This is a genomic window from Loigolactobacillus iwatensis, from assembly GCF_003950295.1.
Classification (GTDB): domain Bacteria; phylum Bacillota; class Bacilli; order Lactobacillales; family Lactobacillaceae; genus Loigolactobacillus; species Loigolactobacillus iwatensis.
Map to the genome: position 1 here is coordinate 12582 of NZ_RHNP01000016.1, position 22583 is coordinate 35164.

A 22583-nucleotide genomic window follows, 5' to 3' on the forward strand; every position below is an offset into this window, starting at 1 on the left:
ATCATCCTTTAGTGTGTCTGTTCCCACTTTGCAATTAATGGCGATGTGCTAATAGTTCCCATTAATTTGTTATCTGGGTATAATTCAGCCAATTCCGTCAACATCGTAAAACTATTTCCTTCATTTCGATCGGAAGGACTTAGCGCAAGGTGTCGTATAATAACATAATCTTTATTCAATTCAACACCAATAACCCCGGCAAAATTACCACTTGAATTCTTCCACAAGTATAATTGCCGACTGGTCTCAGTTTGGTACCAAGTTAATTCTTCCTTCAAATGACTTACTTCGTCCAAATCAGGAATAAAAGACAGTAAGCCCATTGCAATCTTTTCGTAATCTGTTTTGTATTTAAACAGCACTATAAACCTCCAAGGTTAAAACCTGTTTAACTATAAGTACTAATAACCATAACACACAAAAAAATGAAATACAATTCGCTATCAGGCCCGCGGGTGGTACTTATTATAAACTTCCCGGATCCGCTTCTGACTAACGTGGGTATAAATTTGTGTCGTTGAAATGTCTGCATGGCCCAACAATTCCTGAACAACTCGTAAGTCGGCACCATTTTCAAGTAGGTGCGTTGCAAATGAGTGCCGTAGTGTATGTGGTGTAACGTCTTTTTTTATTCCTGTTTTTTTAACTAAGCCCTTCAAATTCTTCCAAATACCTTGGCGAGTGAATGGCCGGCCATAATGATTAACAAATAAAGTATCACTATGCTGACCAGCTTTTAAGAACTGCGGGCGCGCCGCTTCCAAATACCGCTGAATCCAATCAATTGCAACATCCCCAATTGGAATAATCCGTTCTTTATCACCCTTACCAATTGTTTGAATTAAACCCAAGCTTAAATGTAATTCGCTCATCTTTAGGTGAGTGAGTTCGCTAACCCGCAATCCAGTTGCGTACATAACTTCTAAAATTGCACGATCACGAATACCAATGGCCGTTGTTGTATCAGGTGCTTTCAACAAACTGACAATCTCATTTTGCGATAATACCTGGGGCAAATGTTGTTGCTTTTTTGGTGAATCAATTTGGAGCATTGGATCAGTTGTCATTTGCGTCGTTTCAAGCAAAAAGCGGTAAAACTTACGTAAACTTGAGACCATGCGGATGATACTATTGGTTGCCAGTTTTTCATCGTTCAGCTCACCTAAAAAATTCAGGATGACAAATCGATCCTGATCAAAACTAGTTAATTTTTGGGCCTTTAAATAAGTCATAAACCGCTCCAAATCACGGCAATAACTAGAAACAGTATTAGCTGCTAGTCCTTTTTCCACTATTAGGTAATGTTTAAAATCAGCTATTAATTCGTCCATTAATTTCTCCTAAACGCCTATAAAAAGAGAGCGAAATTAAAAAGTTAGTAATAGTACCAAACTAATTTATTCCACTCAACCGATTCAATCCTTCGCCATTTGGTTCTTATTTTTACGCTGACAGTCCGCACATAAACCCTGAAAAGTGAGCTTATGGTCCGTGACTTGGAAATGATACCGTGAAGCAACAACCTGCTCAACATCAGCCAGTAAGTCCTCATGAATTTCTTCAATCTTACCACACTGAACACATAATAAGTGGTGATGAAAATGTTGCTGGGCACCTTCACGCCGCAAATCATAGCGAACTAAACCATCCGTAAAACTCACTTTATTGACAATTCTGAGCTCACTTAAAATATCCAGCGTTCGGTAAACAGTAGCTAGGCCAATATCGGGAGTTGTTTGCTTAACTCGCAAATAAATTTCTTCGGCACTCAAATGTCCTGCCTCGTTCTCAAGTAACGAAACAACGGTTGCTTCACGTTGTGGGGTTAATTTAAATCCCGCCTCGCGTAGCTGTTGTTTGATTTTTTTGACGTATTTATCATCAACCATCTAAACGCCCCTCATCCGATTGCGTACCAATGACTAAATTCTATAATAATTTTGGACCAATTGCAATTGGTCTAAAAAGTGGTTATATTCTGCGAATTTGGCCGTTGTAGCTACCATTCCGCAATTGAGAATTATTACTGGCTTCGCTGACGATGTCAATCAGACGAAGGTAATCCAAAGCCCGAGTCGCAGCCAAGTCTAAGTACGCTAATAATTTTGATGCTTCATCCGTTGTCCATTCAACTACTACTTCGCGATTACGGTGAGTTATTTACAAAAATCGCAAATAACTTAGGATGCTTCGAATATTAGCTATTCTGGTGGCAAAAATAAGGAACACAGTTATAAAGTCCATAACTGCTCGCGACTAAGTTTGCCTCGGTCATCGCAAGAACTAGCACAGCGAAAACCACCAATTTGAAACATAGCAACCGTATGAATCTGCTTGTTCAAACACATTTAAACCAGATTAGTCGAGATCGACACAGGTTCAAGCGTTTTGGCCCACTCCTACTGCCACTTTAACTGATAACAATTTAACCATTGCTTCGCGATCACAAAACAATTCTAAGCATGTTCCGGTTGATCAGGATCCCCGAGAAGATGTGTCTTACCATCAGATTGTTCCACTAAATGCAGTTTCATTAAATGACCCAGCGCCCGCTTAAATTGTCCCTTACTAATACCAAAAAATTCACGAATTGCTTCCGGATCACTCTTATCCGTATAGGCCATAACGTTACCTGGCTGATGTTTGAGTACGGCCAAAATCATCGCCGAATCATCACTAATAGCTTCATAAGCACGCGGGCGCAAAGAAAGATTTAAAACGCCATCTGGCCGAACACCAATCACTCGTGCCTTTAGTTTTTGACCAATTCGTGGCTCGGCATCACGTTCACTTGGGTGAATGAAGCCAATGTACTTCTCATCTGTCAGTAAGAAACTGCCCACAATTTTTAAACGATAAATGACGCCTTGCACATCAGAATTATTTTGTTGCTGGGTTGCCTTCTTAGACATTTCTTGAAAAATATCTTCATCGGCCAATTGACCCCAAAGCCGGCCCTTCTTATCCACAATAAGACTGACCAAGAGTTGATCACCTTTAGCCGGCCATAAATGATGAATTGTCGGTAATAAATCGCTAGAAACGACGATATCCTTATTTGGTAAACCAATATCAACAAAGACACCAAGATCACGCCTTGAAGCAACAACCGTTGCCCAGGCAAAGTGTCCGATTTTGACGGTGGGTAATTTAGTTGTTAACTGTAGTTCATGCTCTTCGTTTTCGTAAGCAAACCCCGTGATGGCATCCGTAACCTGGTGAGGTTTATCAAATTCACTTTTTTCAATTCGAAAAGTTACGCCATCTTTTTGTGCAAAATAATCTTGTTCATTTTCATCGGTTACCGTAACCGAAATAATTTGACCCATATAATCTGTTGTTTCCATTCAAAAACACCTCACTTTAAAATTGGACTAACATGTAACAATTGTAGAATAACGTACGTCATTCCAGAGGCAATAACTGGTCCAGCAGCAATACCTCGAAAAAAAACAACCCCCATAATTGTACCAAAAACAAGGGCAACCGTAATTTCAGGACTTTGGGCCAATAGTCCGACACCCTTACCTGACAATATGGCAACTAAAACACCACAGAATACGGCAACATACCCCACTGGTGATTTAAACGCGTTAATTAGATCCTTATAACCAATTTGACCGGTAGCAATGGGAACTAAAATGGCCACCGAAATAATTGTAACACCCCAATTGATTCCTTTTGCTTGAATCGTTGTTAATAGTTTTTGTGTGTGCGGAATTAGTTTAATCACTAAAACAATTGCCGACGCAATTAATAATGATTGGTTTTTTGCCAAATAAGCAATTAACAAAATAACTCCTAAAAATAACCAACTTTCCATCAGGTCCTCCTGTCTATTTAAATAAATTTTCCTTCTTACAGAGTAATTTTAAACTTTTTTAATGGCAGTTCCTAATTTATTCAGTATTAACGTATTTAAAAAAAATCGCCATCCACCAAATCATCCCGATCACACAGGTTAGTAACCAAGTTAATAGGTTCCACAGCAAATAACTAATCATGCTCGCAGAGTGAAGTTTGAATCGTTATTAGGCCTCTTCTTAAGTAAACACTAAAAAAGCAAAAAAATCCATCATGCAAACGCATGATGGATTTTAGAATAACTAATGGATTACATTGCGTTTGAAGCACCGCGATAAACAATACCACGACGAGAATCAACCGTAATAACTTCATCATCAGATACAAGGCTAGTTGCGTCCTTGGCACCAACAACAACAGGAATTCCCATTGCGATACCAACAACAGCAGCATGACTTGTTAAGCCGCCTGCTTCAACAACTAAGGCACTAGATTTTTCGATTGCTGGTAAGTAATCTTTATCAGTTGTCTTAACGATGAGGACGCCACCTTCAACAGCCTTTTGGTTAGCTTCTTGAGCGTTAGATGCGATAACAGCCTTACCAATAACGGTTTGGTCGCCAACACCTTGGCCTTCAACAAGTTTAGAACCAATTAACTGAATCTTCATGACATTTGTTGTGCCACGTTCACCAACTGGCACACCAGCAGTGATCAAGATCAAATCGCCTTCCTTAGCAAAACCAAGGTCTTGGGCTTTTTGAGAAGCTAACGTGAACATATCATCAGTTGATGCTGGTTTTTCAGCAACAATTGGGAAAACACCCCAGTTAATTGCTAAGCCACGACGAGTACGTTCGTCAAAAGTGATTGCTAAGATATCAGATTTTGGCCGGTACTTAGAAATCATGCGAGCTGTGAAACCAGATTCGGTAGCTGCAACAATTGTACGGATACCAAGGTTCCGTGCCGTATGAGCAACAGATTGGCCAATAGCTTCAGTAACATCTGTCTTACCGAATTCCTTCAAAGCAAATGAATCAGCATCGACCATAGCTTTTTCAGCACGTTCAGCAATCCGTGCCATTGTAGCAACAGATTCTACTGGGTACTTACCATTAGCACTTTCGCCTGAAAGCATTGTTGCGTCAGTACCATCAAAGATGGCATTGGCAACGTCAGTAGCTTCAGCACGTGTAGGACGAGGATTTTCTTGCATTGAATCTAACATTTGAGTTGCAGTGATAACTGGTTTACCAATAGCATTGCACTTCTTGATCAAACGTTTTTGAATAATCGGAACGTTTTCAACAGGAATTTCAACACCCATGTCACCACGAGCAACCATCAAACCATCAGAAACCTTCAAGATTTCATCCATATTATCGATACCTTCTTGAGATTCGATCTTAGGGAAGATTTGAACGTGTTCCATGTGCTTTTCTTCTAATAATTCGCGAATATCAAGAACATCTTGTGCTTTACGAACAAAACTAGCAGCAATGTAGTCAATATCATGGTCTAAACCAAAACGAATATCGCTAGCATCTTTTTCAGTAATACCTGGTAAATGGATGGCAACGCCAGGAGCGTTAACACCTTTACGGGAGCCTAAGAGACCATCATTTTGAACTTCTGTAATCAGTTCTTTATGTGCGTCATCCTTTTCGGTAATCTTCATATCGATTAAGCCATCGTCGAACAGTACATGACCGCCAATATGAACGTCATCAAAAAGACCAGGATAAGTAACCGCAATCTTTTCATGGGTGCCTTCAAGTGATTCATCCATTGAAATACGGACTACATCGCCAGTCTTAAATTCGATTTTGCCTTCTTTTTCAACTGTGGTACGGATTTCTGCACCCTTAGTATCAAGCATGAAAGCAACCATTTTGCCCGTAGCCTTTTCGGCATCTAAGGCCATTTGCATACGTGCAGCATGTTCTTCATGATCACCATGTGAGAAGTTGAAACGGAATACATTAGCACCAGATTCAATTAATTTTTGAATTGTTGCTTCATCGTTACTAGCAGGACCAAGTGTACTTACGATCTTGGTTTTCTTCATAAGTAGAATCTCTCCCTTTACATTTTTTATAAAATGGCTTTACGCCAATTTTAACAGAATTAATAGTAGAACTAAGAGCATCCCAAAAGGCGCTTGGATTCTGAGCATTGGCCTAAATTACCAAACACAAGGTTCTGACGTTTAACCCACTTCTGCTACAAAATAGTCGCCAAAAATAATTTTCAAAATACTCTTTAAAAACTAATAAGAAATATCATTGTTTAAATCATACAAAGATATCTCTGAATGGTGTTTGGCATCAAATAAGTCTAAGATATCGTGTGAAACGACCTTATTATTTTCAATACCAATGGCCAAACCGCCCTTACCTTGCATTAATAATTCAACAGCGTAAGAGCCCATTTGTGAAGCCATAACACGATCACGGGCGGTTGGTGAACCACCACGTTGAACGTGTCCTAAAACCGTAACCCGTGTGTGGAAGTCGCCAAATTTGCCAAGCTCTTCAGCAAATTCGTCAGCGTGCATCACACCTTCAGCCAAAACAATCAAGGTGTGCTTCTTACCACGATTACGACCGGCACGAATCTTGTTGGCAACTTGCTTCATATCAAATTCCTTTTCAGGAATGATAATTGCTTCAGCACCACCAGCAACACCAGACCAAAGCGCGATATCACCAGCACCACGACCCATAACTTCAATAACAAAAGTTCGTTCATGACTAGTTGCAGTATCACGAATACGGTCGATTGATTCCAAAACGGTATTAACTGATGTGTCAAAACCAATTGTGAAATCAGTGTAAGGAATATCATTATCAATTGTTCCTGGCAAACCGATGGCATTATAACCGTGCTCAGTCAAACGTAAAGCACCATGATAAGAACCATCACCACCAATAACAACTAATGCTTCAATTCCAAACTTGTTTAATTGTTCAATACCCTTCAATTGCCCTTCTTCTTGAGCAAACTCTGGATATCTAGCAGAATACAAGAATGTCCCACCACGCTGAATGATATCACCAACAGTTGCTTCGTCCATCTTAAAGATATCACCCGCAACAAGTCCAGCGTAACCGTAGTTAATTCCGTATACTTCTAGTCCTTCATGGATAGCTTTTCGAGTGACTGCACGAATTGCCGCGTTCATACCCGGCGCATCGCCACCACTTGTCAAAATCCCAATGCGTTTCATTTCTTCACCTCAGGCATTTTTAATAATTTGTTAAAGTACAGCTCTTCTGCACTCAAACCCAATCAATATTCTAACACTTTTCTGAAAACATGTCTGCTCATTCTCGCTTTTTTTCACAAGAAATCCAATTTAACTTTTATTATGAGAAAGCTCTTGATTTGTCACTGCAACATTAGCTTTACCAAGCAATTTTTGCAAATCTTGAGTTAGTGCAGTTGTAAGCGTGACCCAATAATCGCGGTGCAATAATATTTTATTCTTAGTGGTGGGATCAAACAAAATAACTGGGATTGGTCCATTAGATTTTTTTAATCTTTGTGGTAATTCTAAATTAGCCGCCGCTTGCTCAGTTACTCGCAAAAAAAGCGTTTGCGTTGTTTTCTTTGGAACTAAATTATCGGCTAATTGAATCTGTTCGGCCAATAATTGAAGTTCACCACGATCATCAGATACCTTCCCCTGAACCAATAACACTTGATCGTTGGCCAACCATTGACTAATTTGTCGGTAAACACGCGGAAACACAGTGACGTCCAAATCAGCGGTAGCATCACTGGTGCTGAGAAAAGCCATCTGTTCTCCGCGTTTAGTCCGAATTACCTTTATTTTCTTAACAAAGAGTAACACGCTACTTCGCTTTCCGACAACTAAAGCGCTAACTTGGGTAATTGGCTGCTTGGTTAATAGGTTAGTGTATTTTTCAACTGGATGACCAGATAAATACGCCCCTAAATAGCGATCTTCAACTTCAAGTTTCTCAGCTAAGCTCAGATCTGGTACTTCTTTTTTCTTAGGTGCTAGCGTTTCAAATAGTGAGACGTTCGCACCACTTAAATTTAGTGCTTCAATTAATTCCGGTAAGGCCTGCATTAATTCCGCTCGATTGGTGTTAAATTGCGTAAAGGCCTCGGTGTAAACCAATGGTGCCAAATAATCCATTTTTAGCCACTTAGCATCAATTCGTTGTAAGAAATCTTGTAACGACTTAAACTGACCGTGCTTTTTTCGATTTGCTAAAATTTGCAATACAAATTCCCGTCTTAGGCCCTTTATACAAAGTAAACCGAACAGAATTGCCTGCTGCTTAAGGCGATAATATAGCTGACTTTGGTTAATGTCGGGCGGTAAAATTTGAATTTTTCGCAGTTTGGCTTCTTGCAAATAGCTTTTGGTCTTAGCTGGGTTATTAATTGCCGAATTTAATAAGGCGGCAAAAAAGGCAGCTGAATAATGGGCCTTTAAATAGGCCAGTTGAAAAGCAATCATACTGTAAGCAACCGCGTGGGAACGATTAAACCCGTAATTAGCAAAACGTTCAATGTATTCATACATTTGAACTGCCGCTTGTTTCTGGTAACCTTTTTTTACGGCCCCATTTATAAACTCAGTTTTTTTCTCGTCAATAACGGCCTTTTTCTTCTTGCTCATTGCCCGGCGTAAAATATCGGCCTCACCTAAACTAAAACCACCCATCGCAGCCGCAACCTGCATGACCTGCTCCTGATAAACTAAAATGCCATACGTGGGCCCTAAAATACCAGCAATCGTTTCATTTGGAAACTCCGGCTTAGTGTTGGCGTGTTTTCGTTGTATAAAAGTTGCAATGTTTTCCATTGGCCCGGGGCGGTATAAGGCGTTAACCGCAACAATATCTTCAAAGCTAGTTGGTCTTAATTCTCGAAGGACATTCTTGATGCCACTTGATTCAAATTGAAAAACACCATTTGTGTCGCCCGCTTGAAAAAGTTTTAAAGTTTCCGGGTCATCTAATGGAATCTGATTGATTGGTAGCTTTTCTCCTGTTTGCTGCTTCACCAATTGCAAAGTATTCGCCAAAATACTGAGATTTCGCAAACCTAGAAAATCCATTTTCAATAAACCAAGTTCTTCAACGTTTCCCATTGGCAATTGCGTTAGTAAAATACCTTCACTACCCGTTTGTAAGGGTAAATAATCGGTTAAGTCTTGGTCGGCCAGCACAATTCCTGCCGCATGTGTGGAATAATGCCGGGGCAATCCCTCTAACCGGAGCGCCGTTTTGTATACTAATTGATTTCGTTTGCTATCACTGACTAAATTGCGCAACCGCAACGATTGCTCGTAGGCATCCGTTAAATTAATGTGTAAAATATTTGGAACGGCTTTTGACCAATCGGCCATTTCAAACTGAGTTAGCCCCAGGACACGACCAACATCGCGCAATGCCTGTTTGGCAGCAAGAGTGCCAAAAGTGATAATCTGCGCCATATGGGTGTGACCGTATTTCTGATGCACGTACTGCAAAAGATCTTCCCGGCGATTATCCGGAATATCCAAATCAATATCTGGCATGTTATGCCGCTCTTGATTCAAGAAACGTTCAAACAGTAAATTATATTTTAATGGATCAACTTCGGTAATGGCTAGTGCATAGGAAACCAAGGCGCCGGCGGCTGAACCCCGTCCAGGACCAGTCATAATATTTACCTGGTGTGCATAATGCATAACATCCCAAATAATCAAGAAATAATCGTTAAATCCCATTTTGTTAATTACTTTTAATTCATGATCCAATCTGGTTTGATAAGCCTTTGGAATAACTTTATCAGCAAAACGTTCTTTTAAACCAGTAGTTGCCATTTGGCGCAAGTAGTCGGCGGCCGTTTTGTGAGTAGGTACTGGATATTTAGGCAACAATGGCTCATGAAAAGTAAGCTTGACCTGACAAGCCTGAGCTATCTTCTCCGTCTCTAAGGCCGCTGCTGCCAAATTGTTAGCCTGGTAACGTTCAAAGACTTGCGTTGCTGGTGCCAAAAAATTTTCACCATCTTGGGCCGCAATTGCCTGTTGTTCGGCATTTAGAGTTGTCCCTGCCTTTATCGAGCGTAAAATTGTTGTGCTAAAGGCATCATCTGGTTCTAAGTAGCGAACATCCTCTAAAGCAACTAACGGAATGTGTGTAGTATCACTTAATTGTTTTAAGGGTTCCTTTAGCGCAATTCCTTGTTTTTGTAGACTAACGCCAATCCGCAGATCGGAAGTCAGTTTTGCAAGTTCAGTTAAATACGTTTGAGCCTGCTCTAAATCATGTGCCGCCAACGTGGCCAACTCACTGGTATAGGCAGGCGTAATTACAAAAACATGGCTTAACAAATGGCCAAGATCCGCCAACGCTAATGGCTTTTCAGCCGTCATAACGGCCGTTGATAGCTTTAACAAGTGCTGGTAGCCGACTTTATCTTTGGCCAAAATCACTAATGGGTACTGCTTTTCAGAATCTAACAACCCCTGAACTGACAACTTCAAACCTAAAATTGGTTTGATCTTGGCCGCAATACAAGCTTTATAGAAATCAACACTTGCATAAAGTACTTGTTGGTCAGTTAGTGCCAGTGCTGAATAGCCACGTTTTTTAGCGGCTGCCACAAGTCCCTTGATTGTCGTGGGACTTTCCAGCAAGCTATACGAACTCATCACTTGTAATTGTACAAAAGCCAACTTGCCACATCCCTTCATAATTGATTATAACAAACTCTAGTTACACAAATAGTTCTTTTGCTTTCAAAAAGAGTATGCTAAAATACATCTGTATTGAAAGAAGGTGCGCTATGAAACAGATTATTGTACTGATTTGGGCGCTAATTTTAGGACAATTAATTGGTTACATTGGCTCAGCGGTCACCAGTCGGCCTTATAGCGTTGGCTCAATGGCAGTTGTCTCGATTATCTTTGCAATTATCCTCATGTTCTTACCTGGATTAATGTCTGATAAACAAACAAATCATAGTAATCAATAAAAAAAGGACTGGTTAAAACCAGTCTTTTTTTGTTGACCTTTTTAAAAATTTGCTAAATATTAACTGATTAATCACTTTTACTTCGTGGTCATCGTTTTATCCGCAACCTGATTTTCAAAGACTAAATGATTATCGAGTAAATTAATTTTTACGGTTGTGTGTGGCGCTACCCGACCAGAAATAATTTCCTTGGCCAGCGGTGTCTCCACCTCACGGGTAATAAAACGCCGCAGCGGTCGCGCACCAAAGGCCGGATCATACCCTTGTTGGGCAAGCCATTTTTTAGCACTATCCGTAATGGTTAGGTTAATTTCCTGATCAGCCACACGGTGCGAAAGTTGTGCCAGTAACTTAACCACTATCTCCTGGATATCGTTAAGGCTTAACGGTGTGAACATAATAATGTCATCAATTCGGTTTAAAAATTCAGGCTTGAAGTGGGTTTGAATTAGTTGCTGAACCTGCTCTTGACTGGACTTAGTGATTTCACCTTGCTCATTCACGCCATTTAGTAAAATTTCAGACCCAAGATTGGACGTCATAATAATAATTGTATTTTTAAAATCAACCGTCCGCCCCTGGCCATCCGTTAGACGACCGTCATCCAACACTTGTAATAAAATATTAAAAACGTCTGGATGGGCCTTTTCAACCTCATCCAATAAGACAATTGAATATGGGTTCCGCCGAACTGCTTCGGTCAATTGCCCGCCTTCTTCATACCCAACGTAGCCAGGTGCGGCGCCGACTAATCGCGAAACTGACTCTTTTTCCATATATTCGCTCATATCGATTCGTACCATATGGTCTTCCGAATCAAATAGATTCTCGGCAAGAGCCTTGGCCAATTCCGTTTTACCAACACCAGTTGGCCCTAAGAATAGGAAGGATCCTAGTGGCCGATTGGGATCCTGCAATCCGGCACGGGACCGCAATACAGCGTCAGTGACAGCATCAACGGCCTCGTTTTGGCCAACCACACGCTTATGCAAGCTTTCACCAAGCTTCAGTAATTTAGTTCGCTCACCCTGAACTAACTTAGTCACTGGAATGCCAGTCTCGCGGCTAACAACGTCCGCAATTTCGTTTTCAGTGACAGATTCTTGAACCATCCAATTTTCAGGACGATCCTGCTTTTCCATTGTGGCCAATTCTTTTTCCAATTCAGGGATTGTGCCGTGTTGCAGGCGTGCCGCCGTCTCCAAATCATAACTAGATTGCGCATCTTTTAACTGCCGTTTAGCCTGATCAATTTCGGATTTCTTTTTGTTAACTTTAGAAATATCTTCTTTTTCTGATTCCCACCGCATTTTCATGCTATTGGCTTCTTCACGCAAATTACTTAATTCTGATTGTAATTCGGCCAATCGCTTTTTCGAAACCGAATCCGTTTCCTTTTTCAAAGCGGCCTCTTCAATCTCCATCTGCATTAAACGCCGAGTGACCTGATCAAGCTCGGTGGGCATTGAATTCATTTCTACGTTAATATTAGCGCTGGCCTCATCAACTAAATCAATCGCCTTATCGGGTAAAAACCGATCTGTAATGTAGCGATCAGAAAGTGTTGCGGCGGCAACCAAAGCGTTATCATGAATACGAACGCCATGATAAATCTCAAAACGTTCTTTTAAACCACGTAAAATACTAATTGTATCTTGGACTGTTGGTTCCTGAATGACGATTCGTTGGAAACGCCGTTCTAGCGCTTTATCTTTTTCCATATACTGTCGGTATTCGTCTAACGTCGTTGCCCCAATCAAGTGTAATTCGCCTCGGGCCAACATTGGCTTTAACAAGTTACCAGCATCCATACTGCCTTCAGTCTTACCAGCGCCCACGATGTTATGAATTTCATCAATGAATAAAATAATTTGGCCTTCACTTTTACGAACGGCCTTCAAAACACCTTTCAATCGTTCTTCAAATTCTCCGCGGTACTTTGCACCAGCAATCAACGATCCCATATCCAGACTAAAAATAGTTTTATCCTTCAAATTATCTGGAACGTCTTTATTAACAATCCGTTGAGCCAAGCCTTCAACAATCGCCGTTTTTCCAACACCAGGTTCACCAATTAAAACGGGATTATTTTTTGTTTTCCGCGACAAAATCCGAATAACATCACGAATTTCTTCATCACGACCAATAATCGGATCTTGATCGCCAGTCCGAACTGCTTTCACTAAATCAGTTCCGTATTTTTCTAAAGCCTGATACTGTTCCTCCTGGTTTTTCGAGGTCACTCGATCACCACCACGCATCTCAGTAATTACGGCCTTTAATTTAGTAGTCGTTAAACCTGATTTGGTCAAATATTGAGTCAATGATTGATCCTTCAAAGTCATCAACGCCAAAAGAATACTTTCTGTTGCCACGTATTCGTCCCCGAGATCTTGACTAATCTTATCCGCAGCTTGAAGCAATCGATAGAGATTTTGGCTCATGTTCTGACCATAGGCCACATTGCCTTCAACAGTAGGAATAGCATCCAATAAACGATCGATTTCGGCCTCTAAAGTTGGTATTTCGAGACCGGCCTTTTCGTAAATCTTTCGTCCTAATTGCTGAGGTTGTATTAAAAACTTAAAAAGCTGGGGAATATCAATTTCCTGTTGGTGCCGTGTTACCGTGATGTTTTGTGCTTCCGCAATTGCATCTTGAACTGCCTGCGTCATTTTTTCTGGATTCATTTGATCAACTCCCAAACTAAATATTTTCAAAGTTAAATTTTAAAATTTAGTGTCAAAAAAACGGCAGAGTTTCCTGCCGATCAAAACTACTTATTTCCAACAACTACAGTTTAACGCGAACATACATTCGCGGCAACTAATTTGCTTAACTTTATTCAGCTACTGGCTGTTTAATTTAATGATTTGCAAAATAACATCCGTAGCCTTTGCCATTACCTGTTCAGAAACAAATTCATAGCGACCATGCATATTTTCTGGCCCGGCAAACAAATTTGGGGTTGGTAACCCCATGAAGGAGATCTTTGAACCATCGGTACCACCGCGGACAGGATCAATCAAGGGCTTCACACCAACTTCTTCCATTGCTTTTTTTGCCAATTCAACACTGCGCATATCCTTTTCCAAGACCTCACGCATATTATAGTATTGATCAAAAATAGTTAAGCTAATCCGTTCCTCAGGAAAGCGTGCATTAATCGTTGCAGCAACTTTTTGTGCCACTTCCTTACGCGCCTGCAAACCAGAACGCTCAAAATCACGAATAATGTAAGTCATGTCGGCCTCTTCGACAGTTCCTTTTAATTGATACAAATGAAAAAAGCCCGCCGTCCCACTGGTTTTTTCAGGCACTTCTTTTTGGGGAAGGCCATTTTGAAAATCAGTGGCTAGTTGTAAAGCATTAACCATAACACCATTGGCAGTGGCTGTATGAACATTTTTACCCTGAATATGAACTTTCATCTCCGCGGCATTAAACGTTTCGTATTCCAGCTGGCCTTCAGATCCGCCATCAACAGTGTAGGCAAAGGCGGCATTAAAATCAGCAACGTCAAAATGATCTGCCCCAGTGCCAATTTCTTCGTCGGGACTAAAACCAACCCGAATTTCACCGTGTTTAATTTCTGGATGCTTAACTAAATAAGCCATTGCTGTCATAATCTCGGCAACCCCAGCCTTGTCATCACCACCTAATAAAGTTGAGCCATCGGTTGTAATCAAATCGTGACCTTTATAATTGGCCAAAAATGGAAAATCAGTCAGATTCAAAGTGAACTTACCAGCCTGATCAAGTTTAATTGTCGATTGACCATCATAATTAGACACAAGCTGGGGATTAATATTTTCTGAATTAAACTCCGCGGTATCCATATGCCCCATAAAACCAATCACTGGTACCTTTTTTTCTTGATTACTTGGTAAGGTCCCAACAACGTAACCATTCTTGTCTAAATAATGAACATTCTTTAAGCCAATTACTCGCATTTCTTCGGCTAATTTTTTTGCAAAAGACGTCAGCCTAGGCGTTGACGGAATTGTATTGGAATCCGGATCCGAACGGGTGTTGATTTTAACGTAACGTAAAAAACGTGGTACTAAGTCTTCATAAATTGCCATTTTAAAGGTCTCCTTTATTTCGATTTAAAACCATTTTTTCCCACCAAATTTAGCCTGGACCGTTTTCAGAAAGCATCTTTAATTAGTATTTTCCGTTTTCCTAACTAGTTTGGTATAAATGTGTTTGAAAAATCAAGCCCTGGCGTTTTTCCAAACACTCCTAGATTTACTTAGAAATAAATCTAAACGGGTCAGTATTCAACTTAGAAGCAAAGAAACTAACGTCGGCCCAATTTTCTTCCTTGGCCCAGCCTTGGAATAACGGAACCGCCTTTTCCTTCACGATACTTTCAATATGATGCCCTGGATCGATGACGGACAAACCAGCGGCCAACATATCATGGGCTGTGTGGTAATACACATCCCCGGTAACAAAGACATCTGCTTGCTGCTTTAAAACAGCCGGGTAAAATTTACCACCATCACCACCAATAACTGCCACCCGCTTAATCCGCCTAGCAGGATCAGGTGTGACCAAGCGTAGCCCAGTTAAGTCAAATGCTTGCCGAACCTGTTGAGCATAGGCCTGAACCGTCATTGGTTGGGCCAATTCGCCAATTCGACCAATACCAAACTTTTCACCAGGATTATCCAACGTATATAAATCATACGCTGGTTCCTCATAGGGATGAACTCGGTACATCGCTGCTAATACCGGCTGGGTTAACGTCTCTGGAAAAATAACCTCGATTTTTTCCTCAGCAACTGTCTCTTCTTGACCAACATGACCAATTGCCGGTTGAGCGCCTTGTTCTGGCGTGAACCGACCTGTACCGGCCAGGCTGTAACTGGCCCCGTGATAATTACCAACTTGACCGGCTCCAGCCTGAACCAAGGCCTGGCGCAATACAGTTGCCTGTTTTTGCGGAACAAAAACCGCTAGCTTTTTCATTTTTCGTTGATAACTAGGCTGTAACAAGCTAATTTGCTGTAACTGTAATCGTTCGGCCAACCAATCGTTCATTCCACCATTAGCGGAATCAAGGTTTGTATGTGCCGAATACACTGCAATATGGTGCGCCAATAATTCGGCGTACATTGCGTTTTGCGGATTATCGGTAATTAAATTTTTGGCTGGATGAAAAACAACTGGATGATGTGCAAAAATAAAATCAACCCGTCGTTCAATTGCTTCTTGAACCACTTCTGGTCGAACATCCAAAGTAACCATTACTCGGTGAATCGGCTGCTTCGTTGATCCAAGCTGCATGCCAGTTGGATCACCAGGTTCCGCCAGGTATTGCGGTGCAAAACGTTCAAATCGATTAATAAAATCTTGAACTAAAAGACTCATGCTAAAACCTCCTTAATCTGTTGATTCTCAAGTTCTAACGATCGTAATTTTGCCGATTTATCAGAATGTGCATTTGCTTTTAAATTGGCAATAATACGTTGATTTGTTAAAGCACGGTGTTGCCACTTTTGTTTAAAAACGGCCGATTGTTGTTGCATTAATAACGGCCCAAAAATCAGTTGTTGCTGCGTATAATCGGGTGCCACGGTAACTTTAGTTGCCTTAATAACTTCGTAAATATGATTATCCTCAGCCAAAATCATCTCCGCGACAATTTGATAATTATGCTGCATCAACCATTCGCGAACTAAAACTTCCTGAATGTTGGCCTCTAGAACTAAAGTTTTAACCGTTTTTAATACTTCTTCACCGCGAGTTAGAATATCGCTTATCAGTTGACCACCCATTCCAGCGATCACAACGGTATCAATTTGATCCGTCGTTTGAATAGCAGCTAATCCATCTGCTAAGCGTGTCTGAATGTTAGGCGTTAGGCCTGCTGCAGCAATCGCGTTTTGGGCGCGATGAAATGGCCCTGCAATAGCCTCACCGGCAATCGCAAAAGTGATCTTTCCACTGGCAACTAAACTGATTGGTACCAACGCGTGATCCGAACCAATATCAGCTACCCGCCCATTTTCTGGTACAAAATCGGCAACTGCTGTCAGTCGCTTACTCAAATGTACTTTATTCACGTTTTTCATCCTCACCTTTAAAAGTTTCTAAATTCATTGTACCAAGCAATAAGCACTTGTAAACGAAAATTAATTAAAACTGCTTTTCCCAACTTTCTACACTAAACAGATCAGAAAAATACTTTTACAGGGACTTACCATTTACTTGATTAATTTAGGCCGTGTTTGGAAAATACATTTATGTAGTATTTATCTCACTAATTTAGTGTAAATGTGCTTGAAACACAAAAATAGGATCAAGCCAAAAATGAATTTTGGCTTGATCCTATTTTTTATCACTAAAGAAAGTCTCCAGAAATTACGGTTGCAAAAGCCGCTATAAAATTAGTATAAATGTGTCCGCAATCTAAATGTCTTTTCAAACATTTTCTTTTTGGATCACACTCTCATTAAGGTTATTCCAAGAAATCCTTTAGCTGTTTTGAACGACTTGGGTGCCGTAATTTTCGTAACGCCTTTGCCTCAATCTGCCGAATTCGTTCCCGCGTAACACCGAAGACCTTACCAACCTCTTCAAGCGTTCGTGTTCGACCATCATCAAGTCCAAAACGTAAACGCAGCACATTCTCTTCACGGTCCGTCAATGTGTCCAAAACGCTCTCTAATTGCTCTTTTAATAATTCATAAGCAGCGTGATCGGCCGGACTAGTAGCATCTTGATCTTCAATGAAATCACCTAAATGGGAATCATCCTCTTCACCAATTGGTGTTTCCAACGAAACTGGCTCTTGGGCGATCTTTAAGATCTCGCGAACCTTCTCCGTTGGCATATCCATCTCAGCACCAATTTCTTCTGGTGTGGGTTCACGACCTAAATCCTGTAGAAGCTGTCGTTGAATTCGAATTAACTTATTGATCGTTTCAACCATATGCACTGGAATCCGAATTGTTCGCGCCTGATCAGCGATTGCACGGGTAATTGCCTGACGAATCCACCAGGTTGCATATGTGGAGAACTTAAATCCCTTACGGTAATCAAACTTTTCAACGGCCTTCATTAGGCCCATATTACCTTCTTGAATTAAATCAAGAAATTGCATACCACGCCCAACGTAACGTTTGGCAATTGAAACAACCAACCTTAAATTGGCCTCGGCAAGGCGCTGTTTGGCCTCTTCGTCACCTTGCTCAATTTTAAGTGCCAAGGCAACTTCTTCATCGGCCGTTAACAATGATACTCGACCAATTTCTTTTAAATACATCCGAACTGGGTCATTGATTTTAACACCAGCTGGTGCGGACATATTTTGAAGGTCCTTTTTCTTAACGTTTTTTTCTTTCTTCAAACTTCGTACGGAAGGCTCACCTTTTTCATCAACAACACTGATCCCTTGATCTTCTATTTTCAGAAAAAGCTTATCAATCGCATCAGCATCAAGGTGAAAAGGTGTTACGATCTTGTCGGTTAAAGCATCCTCAGTAACCTGCTTTTTAGGCTTAAATTCTTTAATTATTGCTTTAACTGCGGCCGTATACTTTTTATCGTCACTTTTTACAGTTTTATTTGCCATTCGATCGGCCTCCTATATCATTTGTTGTGTCGCTACTTCTTGTATCTGACGCTTTAAATCAATAATCTGTTGCAATAGCTGAACCGCCTGTTTGTCATCACCAGTTCGCGTTGCATCGCGTAAGTCATTCTGCGCTTTTTGCAATTGTTTTTCAAAGACTGAACGACGCATTGCAATCAAATAGTCCGTTACTTGTTCATCACTGGTAGTCGGTGGCACAGACATTTGCTCAACCGCGCTGACCAATCGTTGCAAACGATCATCCGTGCTGGGTAAATAATCCATAAATTCCGCAATCAAAAATGAATCGTGTTTTTCAAAATAGCCTTCACCAAAAGTATACAACAACTGATAATTATCGTGAATAAAACTAAAGTCTGCGCGATTACGTAGCCGCGTTCGCACGGTTGGATCATGAAAGTACAGCCGTAATAATTCGCGTTCGGCCAACTCAACACGATCTAACTTATGCACCTGTTGCTGGTAAACGGGCACCACTTCTTTTTTTGGTTGTTGCTGTGCCCGTACACGATCATGTTCAGCCGTTGTCTTTTCTAATAATTGCTGTAACTGCTGAACTAATGCTGTATAAGAAACATGTAAATCTTCACTAAGTTGATTCAAGTAAACATCACGTTCAACTGCTGAAGAGACCAAAACTAGCTCTTGTAATGCATCATTAATGTAAGCAATCTTATCTTGTTCATTATCTAAATTGCGATTTTGCTTTAAAAAATGCAGTCGAAAAGCTGGCGCCGTTTCTAAAGAATTAGTGACCTCATTTTGAAACTGCTCACTACCGTACTTTTTAACGTACTCGTCAGGATCAAGTTGCTCGGGTAACGTCACAATGCTTAAATTAAATCGTTGATCGTCTTTTAATAATTCAATAACTCGGTTAGTTGCCTTCATGCCAGGAGCATCACCATCGTAGCACACAACCAATTGATCAGTTGCCCGGCGTAAGTGATAAAGTTGTTCATTGGTTAAACTCGTTCCCATTGAAGCAACACCATTTTTAACTCCGGCCTGAAAAGCAGCAATTACATCCATAAAACCTTCAAATAAAATAACTCGCTTAGCTTTTCGAATTTCACTTTTCGCTAAGTCAAAGTTAAACAGGACATCGCGCTTGTTAAATAAATCAGTTTCAGGACTATTTAAATACTTTGGCTGATTATCAGTTACTTGTAAAATTCGACCTGAGAAGGCAATTACTCGGCCCTGCTCATCACGAATTGGAAACATCAACCGGCCAACAAAACGATCACGTAAGGTGCCATCATCATTTTCGATAAAAAGCCCAGATTGCCGTAATAATTGAAAATCGGTTTGTTTTTCTTTAAAAAAAGTTATCAGTAAATCACGTTGCTGCGGAGCAAATCCAATTTGAAAAGTATCTAACAACGTTGCATTTAAATTACGCTGTGTTGCGTATGCTAACGCTGCCTCACCGGTGTTTGTATTCACCAAAATATGGTGGTATAACGCCGTTGCGTCACGATACAACGCAAACAATTTTTCCCGTTTTGGATCAACTGGTCGCTGTGGCTTTCCCTGATAGGTACTTAAATCAACTGAGACGTTCCCCAGTTCAGCAACTTTAGTTACTGCAGCTGGAAAATCTAAATTCTCAATCTCCATAATAAACTTAAAAACGTTACCACCACGACCACAACTAAAGCAATGAAATATTTGCTTATCTTCCGTTACTGAAAAAGATGGTGTCCGTTCCTCGTGAAATGGACAAAGACCAAATAAATTTTTCCCAGACTTTTTTAATTGGACGTACTGCCCGATAATATCGGTAATATTAACGGAAGTACGAACTTCTTCAACTACTTCTTCTGGAATTCTACCGGCCAAACCCTCACCTCACAAATACTTTAAAAGCTTTAAAAGTCGCACTCTTCTGGAAAAAGTGCGACTTCTACTGGATTATCAAGCGCAAAAATACATTATTTATGATAGCACAACCGGTCACTAGCAACAACTAATTTGCTCCATAAAATTTCGATTAATTACTAACGTCTTAGCAAGAGCATGATGGCTACTTAATGCTGCTTGCTAAGAGACCTCGTTTGCAAATACGACTTAGTAGCCCTATTTAACAATTAATTCATTTAGATTAGCGACGGTAAAAATTAAACGCGCTAAAATTGCTAATTGCGTCAATCGATTTTTGCGAAGCTTTTCATCATCGACCATTACCATCGTTGCATCAAAATAAGCCTCAATTAGTGGTCGCAAATCACGAAGTGCAGCAAAGTTTTCGGCAACTGAACGATTTGGTGTTGCCTCTTGAACTTTTTTAACGGCTGCATACAAATTCTTTTCAGCATCATTTTCAAAAAGTGCTGGATCAACATTCAAGGTCTCTTGATCACCGAAATCGGCCTTATCTGCCAGGCGTAACACCCGGGTCAATGCTTCAATCGATTCTTTAAAGTTTGCGTCCTGGCGTTGTTCACCCAGTACTTGGGCTGCGTCAAACATCGACATTAAATCATTATTATGACCACCCAGCACGGCATCAACAATGTCATAATTAACTTGATGATTACCGAACCATTGCCGCATCCGATCATCCATGAATTGTTTAATTGGTTGAATATTCTTACCGTAATCTAGATTAAAGGTCACCTGATGCTTCTCCAGTAATTGTGCCATTTGTTGTTCAAAATTAGTCACACTCAAATGCCACTGCCGATCATGAAGAACACGGACAATACCAAATGCTTGTCGTCTTAAAGCGTAAGGGTCATTGGAACCATTTGGAATCATACCAACCGCGAAGAAACTAGAAATACTATCAAATTTATCGGCTAGTGCTAAAACGGCGCCTACTTTACTTTGTGGTAGGACCCCATCAGCAGAGATTGGTAAATAATGTTCACGAATTGCTTGAGCAACAGCTGGCCGTTCCCCCTGCAATAAGGCATATTTCTCGCCCATCACACCTTGTAACTCAGGAAATTCACCAACCATTCCGGTAACTAAATCAAATTTATAAATCTCACTAGCACGCTTTAAATCAGTTAACTCCTCAGCAGTTAGACCAGCCTTCTCACCTAAGGCCTGGGCAATCAACTGAACACGCTGCATTTTTTCGTACATTGTACCAATCTTGTCGTGGAAGGAAACTGATTTCAAACGTGCAACGTAGTCCGCAATTGTTTGTTTTTGATCTTCAGTGTAGAAAAATTCGGCATCTTCCAAACGAGCCGCCAAAACCTTCTCATTCCCACTAATAACGTTGTCCAAATGTTCAGCATTACCATTCCGAACAGAAATAAAGTTTGGTAATAACTTACCTGCTTGATCACGAACATAGAAATAACGTTGGTGGTCTTTCATCGATGTAATCAAAACCTCATCTGGCATATTCAAGTACTTGGCCGCAAAAGTACCGCTAAACGCGGTCGGATATTCCACTAAATTAACCACTTCTTCTAGTAAGTCAGGATCAAGCTCAATCGTCCATTTATTGGCCTTAACTAATTTTTGAATTTGCGCTTCAATCATTGTTTGCCGTTTGGCCGGATCAGCAATAACAAATTGACCTTCCAAAACCGTCAAATAATCGCTTGCCTGATGCAATTCAATCGCCTTGCCTAAGAAACGGTGTCCTTGCGTTTTTCGACCAGATTTAATATTCAGAACCTGGAATGGCACAATAACTTGATCTAACAGTGCAACGATCCAGTGAATTGGACGAATATATTCGAAATCATGATCACCCCAATGCATATTAGTAGAGAAAGTCATGGCCGTGACAACGTCTTTCATCCCCATTAGAACTTCTTTAGCAGGTTCTCCGGGAATAAATTTATCTAAAAAGACGTACTCTTCGCCCTTTTGTTCTTTAAAAATAATATCATCCGTCGTCATTTTTTGACCCCGAACGAAACCTTGAGCTGCCTTAGTCCAATTACCATCCGCATCCTGAGCAATTTTCTTGGCTGGTCCACGGACTTCCTTCTTAACATCAGTCTGCTTAGCAGCAAGCTCTTCGACCATTACCGTCAAACGCCTCGGAGTAGAAAATGAAGAAACTTTGCCGTAACTCAAGCGATTTTTTTGTAAAAATTCTTGCGTTCGCTTAACCAATTGTTGGCGACTAGGCGTAACAACATGTGCTGGCATTTCTTCCAACCCAATTTCCATTAAAAATGTATGTGTCATT

At 40.6% G+C, this 22583-nt stretch carries 16 protein-coding genes; 1 reads left to right on the forward strand and 15 read right to left on the reverse strand.

The window, feature by feature from the left end:
• Window positions 1–8 precede the first annotated feature (8 nt).
• The 8 genes from EKM98_RS05525 to dnaE all read right to left on the reverse strand — a co-directional run bounded on the left by EKM98_RS05525 (window position 9) and on the right by dnaE (window position 10513).
• Window positions 9–362: an N-acetyltransferase gene (locus EKM98_RS05525; protein ID WP_125981143.1), complete on the reverse strand. Its 354-nt coding sequence runs from the start codon at window positions 360–362 to the stop codon at window positions 9–11.
• 81 nt (window positions 363–443) lie between these two features.
• Window positions 444–1331 (reverse strand): site-specific tyrosine recombinase XerD, encoded by an 888-nt coding sequence (xerD, locus tag EKM98_RS05530; RefSeq protein WP_125981145.1) that lies wholly within the window; start codon window positions 1329–1331, stop codon window positions 444–446.
• Window positions 1332–1415: 84 nt separating this feature from the next.
• The gene (fur, locus tag EKM98_RS05535; protein WP_125981146.1) at window positions 1416–1889 is read right to left on the reverse strand and encodes a ferric iron uptake transcriptional regulator; all 474 of its coding nucleotides are present in this window, start codon (window positions 1887–1889) and stop codon (window positions 1416–1418) included.
• 567 nt (window positions 1890–2456) lie between these two features.
• Window positions 2457–3347, reverse strand: a complete 891-nt coding sequence (locus EKM98_RS05540; protein WP_125981148.1) for a CvfB family protein — start codon at window positions 3345–3347, stop codon at window positions 2457–2459.
• A gap of 11 nt (window positions 3348–3358) precedes the next feature.
• Window positions 3359–3823: a DUF441 domain-containing protein gene (locus EKM98_RS05545; protein ID WP_068224441.1), complete on the reverse strand. Its 465-nt coding sequence runs from the start codon at window positions 3821–3823 to the stop codon at window positions 3359–3361.
• A gap of 291 nt (window positions 3824–4114) precedes the next feature.
• Window positions 4115–5875 carry a pyruvate kinase gene (gene pyk, locus EKM98_RS05550; protein WP_125981149.1) on the reverse strand — a complete coding sequence of 587 codons (1761 nt, stop codon included), beginning with the start codon at window positions 5873–5875 and terminating at the stop codon, window positions 4115–4117.
• Window positions 5876–6076: 201 nt separating this feature from the next.
• Window positions 6077–7036, reverse strand: a complete 960-nt coding sequence (pfkA, locus tag EKM98_RS05555) for a 6-phosphofructokinase (protein ID WP_068280734.1) — start codon at window positions 7034–7036, stop codon at window positions 6077–6079.
• Window positions 7037–7165: 129 nt separating this feature from the next.
• On the reverse strand, window positions 7166–10513 hold the full coding sequence (dnaE, locus tag EKM98_RS05560; protein ID WP_125981151.1) for a DNA polymerase III subunit alpha: 3348 nt from the start codon (window positions 10511–10513) through the stop codon (window positions 7166–7168).
• Between the two features lie 110 nt (window positions 10514–10623).
• Between dnaE and EKM98_RS05565 the strand changes: the two genes are divergently transcribed.
• Window positions 10624–10812 (forward strand): YjzD family protein, encoded by a 189-nt coding sequence (locus tag EKM98_RS05565; protein ID WP_125981153.1) that lies wholly within the window; start codon window positions 10624–10626, stop codon window positions 10810–10812.
• Window positions 10813–10889: 77 nt separating this feature from the next.
• Here EKM98_RS05565 and clpB read toward each other — a convergent pair whose 3' ends face one another.
• The 7 genes from clpB to glyS form a co-directional block, all read right to left on the reverse strand.
• Window positions 10890–13502 (reverse strand): ATP-dependent chaperone ClpB, encoded by a 2613-nt coding sequence (gene clpB / locus EKM98_RS05570; RefSeq protein ID WP_125981154.1) that lies wholly within the window; start codon window positions 13500–13502, stop codon window positions 10890–10892.
• 159 nt (window positions 13503–13661) lie between these two features.
• Entirely contained in the window at window positions 13662–14897 is a 1236-nt protein-coding gene (gene pepT / locus EKM98_RS05575) for a peptidase T (RefSeq protein WP_125981156.1), read from the reverse strand.
• A 166-nt stretch (window positions 14898–15063) separates the two neighbouring features.
• The gene (locus EKM98_RS05580) at window positions 15064–16191 is read right to left on the reverse strand and encodes a Nif3-like dinuclear metal center hexameric protein (protein WP_125981158.1); all 1128 of its coding nucleotides are present in this window, start codon (window positions 16189–16191) and stop codon (window positions 15064–15066) included.
• Window positions 16188–16886: a tRNA (adenine(22)-N(1))-methyltransferase gene (locus EKM98_RS05585; protein ID WP_125981160.1), complete on the reverse strand. Its 699-nt coding sequence runs from the start codon at window positions 16884–16886 to the stop codon at window positions 16188–16190. Before EKM98_RS05585 ends, EKM98_RS05580 begins: the two co-directional genes overlap by 4 nt.
• 395 nt (window positions 16887–17281) lie before the next feature.
• Complete coding sequence (gene rpoD / locus EKM98_RS05590; protein ID WP_068280748.1) at window positions 17282–18397, reverse strand: RNA polymerase sigma factor RpoD; 1116 nt, start codon at window positions 18395–18397, stop codon at window positions 17282–17284.
• Between the two features lie 12 nt (window positions 18398–18409).
• Window positions 18410–20263, reverse strand: a complete 1854-nt coding sequence (dnaG, locus tag EKM98_RS05595) for a DNA primase (protein ID WP_125981162.1) — start codon at window positions 20261–20263, stop codon at window positions 18410–18412.
• 237 nt (window positions 20264–20500) lie between these two features.
• The gene (glyS, locus tag EKM98_RS05600) at window positions 20501–22582 is read right to left on the reverse strand and encodes a glycine--tRNA ligase subunit beta (RefSeq protein ID WP_125981163.1); all 2082 of its coding nucleotides are present in this window, start codon (window positions 22580–22582) and stop codon (window positions 20501–20503) included.
• Window position 22583 lies beyond the last annotated feature (1 nt).

Bases quoted from the DNA above. Each gene is read 5' to 3' on its own strand.
- pyk (WP_125981149.1), bottom strand. From the start codon at position 5,875: ATGAAGAAAACCAAGATCGTAAGTACACTTGGTCCTGCTAGTAACGAT.
- clpB (WP_125981154.1), bottom strand. From the start codon at position 13,502: ATGAATCCAGAAAAAATGACGCAGGCAGTTCAAGATGCAATTGCGGAA.
- EKM98_RS05580 (WP_125981158.1), bottom strand. From the start codon at position 16,191: ATGAGTCTTTTAGTTCAAGATTTTATTAATCGATTTGAACGTTTTGCA.
- EKM98_RS05565 (WP_125981153.1), top strand. From the start codon at position 10,624: ATGAAACAGATTATTGTACTGATTTGGGCGCTAATTTTAGGACAATTA.
- rpoD (WP_068280748.1), bottom strand. From the start codon at position 18,397: ATGGCAAATAAAACTGTAAAAAGTGACGATAAAAAGTATACGGCCGCA.
- xerD (WP_125981145.1), bottom strand. From the start codon at position 1,331: ATGGACGAATTAATAGCTGATTTTAAACATTACCTAATAGTGGAAAAA.
- EKM98_RS05540 (WP_125981148.1), bottom strand. From the start codon at position 3,347: ATGGAAACAACAGATTATATGGGTCAAATTATTTCGGTTACGGTAACC.
- pepT (WP_125981156.1), bottom strand. From the start codon at position 14,897: ATGGCAATTTATGAAGACTTAGTACCACGTTTTTTACGTTACGTTAAA.
- fur (WP_125981146.1), bottom strand. From the start codon at position 1,889: ATGGTTGATGATAAATACGTCAAAAAAATCAAACAACAGCTACGCGAG.
- EKM98_RS05545 (WP_068224441.1), bottom strand. From the start codon at position 3,823: ATGGAAAGTTGGTTATTTTTAGGAGTTATTTTGTTAATTGCTTATTTG.
- pfkA (WP_068280734.1), bottom strand. From the start codon at position 7,036: ATGAAACGCATTGGGATTTTGACAAGTGGTGGCGATGCGCCGGGTATG.
- glyS (WP_125981163.1), bottom strand. From the start codon at position 22,582: ATGACACATACATTTTTAATGGAAATTGGGTTGGAAGAAATGCCAGCA.